This is a genomic window from Methylobacterium sp. WL116 (assembly GCF_008039455.1).
Taxonomy (GTDB): Bacteria; Pseudomonadota; Alphaproteobacteria; order Rhizobiales; family Beijerinckiaceae; genus Methylobacterium.
Map to the genome: position 1 here is coordinate 1 of NZ_VRUV01000637.1, position 2,313 is coordinate 2,313.

At 61.6% G+C, this 2,313-nt stretch carries 2 protein-coding genes; both read left to right on the forward strand.

The annotated features are described in order from the left end of the window. The coding region (locus FV223_RS25615) for a transposase (protein ID WP_147729581.1) at positions 1-266 on the forward strand (266 nt) is incomplete at its 5' end. Positions 267-665: 399 nt separating this feature from the next. After that, complete coding sequence (locus FV223_RS25620) at positions 666-2,144, forward strand: PAS domain-containing methyl-accepting chemotaxis protein (protein ID WP_147729582.1); 1,479 nt, start codon at positions 666-668, stop codon at positions 2,142-2,144. Positions 2,145-2,313: the final 169 nt, after the last annotated feature.

A 2,313-nucleotide genomic window follows, 5' to 3' on the forward strand; every position in this document is an offset into this window, starting at 1 on the left:
GTCGCATCACGCGTTGGGAACACGAGCACGTGCTGGAAGCCGTCCAGCGCCGGCTCGACGAGAACCCGAACGCGATGCGTGACCGCCGCCAGACGGTCGAGCACGTCTTCGGCACCCTGAAAGCCTGGATGGGAGCGACCCACTTCCTGACCCGGGGGCTGAGGAACGTGGCCGGTGAGATGAGCCTGCAGGTTCTTGCCTACAACATGAAGCGGGTGATCGCGATCCTCGGTGCCGGCCCGCTCATCGCAGCCATCCGAGGCTGAAAGCCCGGTCCCTTTGGGCCTTGCGCTGTCAGGTCCGTCCAGTCCGCAAACGCGTTCTCACACAGCCTCGGTGGGAAGCGGACCCTAACTCTTCGCCCGGAAGCGGACGTTCCGCCTGTGATCCAACTCGTTCACGATGCTGTATGGATTGGTTTCACGCCAGCAGACGTTCGATGGCCACGTTGTCGGTCAATCGGACCATCCGAAGGGCGGATCGGCATGAAGCGCAGGCAAATACAACCTGCGGTTAGGCAATCGTAGACGTTGGCGTTGATTGTCTTCCATTCCACAAAGCGTCCCCGATCTCGGACAAGTGATTGTCGATTGGGGGGCTGTTTAACTGATTTTAACCAATTAATGATCAATTAGATTCGATTTTATCAATTGATAGGCCGAGCCGTGTTCGCACTGAGCAATAACGACGCTAAAGCGACTCTGGATGCGGTCGGCTTGTCGCAAGCGATCATCGAGTTCCGGCTGGACGGGATCATCCTGACCGCCAACCCCAACTTTCTCGACGCCATGGGCTACAGCTTGGCCGAGATCCAGGGCCAGAATCACAGCTTGTTCGTTGAGGCGTCCGACAGAGACAGCGCCGAATACCGCGCATTTTGGGATGCTCTGCGCTGCGGGACCTACAGGGCCGCCGAGTTCAAGCGCATCACCAAGGGCGGGCGTCAGGTCTGGATCCAGGCGAGCTACAACCCCGTTCGAGACCGGTCCGGTCGTGTTTTCAAAATCGTCAAGATCGCCACTGACATCACCGGACAGAAGCTTCGCGCGCTGGACAGCGATGGTCAGATCGCTGCCCTACACCGCTCGCAGGCAGTCATCGCCTTCGACCCAACCGGCACGGTCCTCGACGCCAATCAGAACTTCCTCGATGCCGTCGGCTACCGGCTTGAGGAGATTCAAGGCCGTCATCACAGCCTGTTCGTGGATGACGTCGAGCGGTCGGGCATGGTCTATCGCGGCTTCTGGGACCGGTTGAAAGGCGGCGAGTTTGCCGCTGGCGAGTTTCGCCGCATCGCCAAGGGCGGCCGTGAAGTCTGGATCCGGGCGACCTACAACCCGATCACCGACTCGAACGGGACGGTGCTGAAGGTCGTCAAGTTCGCTACCGACATCACCGAACAAGTGCAGCACCGGCAGCGCAGGGTCGAGGCGCAACGCGCAATCGGTGCGGATCTCGACGCGATTGGCTCCGCGATTGAGGCCGTGACGCGGCAGACGGCCGATGCCGTCGGAACAATCGGACAGGTCTCAAGCGACGTCCAAGCCATGGCTTCGGGTTCGGAGGAGTTGTCGGCCTCCGTTTCCGAGATCAGTCAACAGGTAAGCTACGCCGCGCGAATGGCCGGTGAGGCGGTCGAGCAGGCGCGCCACACTGCTGGTATCGTTGAGGGCCTGAGCGAGCAGGCGGCCCAGATCGGCGACGTAATCACGATGATCCAGGGCATCGCCTCGCAAACTAATCTTCTAGCGCTCAACGCCACGATCGAGGCGGCGCGGGCTGGCGTGTCCGGTAAGGGCTTCGCAGTCGTGGCTGCCGAGGTGAAGGCTCTGGCCGCACAGACCGCCAAGGCGACCAATGAGATCCGGGTGAAAATCGCCGCTACCCAGGCGGCCACGTGCGAGGCTGTGAGTGCAATCGGTTCGATCCAGAGCACGATCCGAGCACTGAACGAGGTGTCTGCAGCGATTGCTGCGGCGGTTGAGGAGCAGTCGGCCGTCACCCGTGAGATGTCGGGCAGCATGCATACGGCAGCTCAGGGGGTGACGTCGATCGCTAGCGGCATGGATGCGATTGCCCGTGCGAGCGAGCAGGTCGACACTGCGACGCGCCAAGTGCGCGAAGCTGCGAGAGCGGTAGGTTGAGGTGATGGACGGCGATCCGTCGCGCTCCTCGCATCCCCACGACTAGGGCCTGTCGTCGCCTGAACAGATTGGCTGGGCTTGCGTTTTCGTCTTTCTGATGGAGGAGGGACGATGCTGAGCGACGCGCAATGGGCTGATCTGGAGCCTCTGGTTGAAGCCTGCCGGCCCA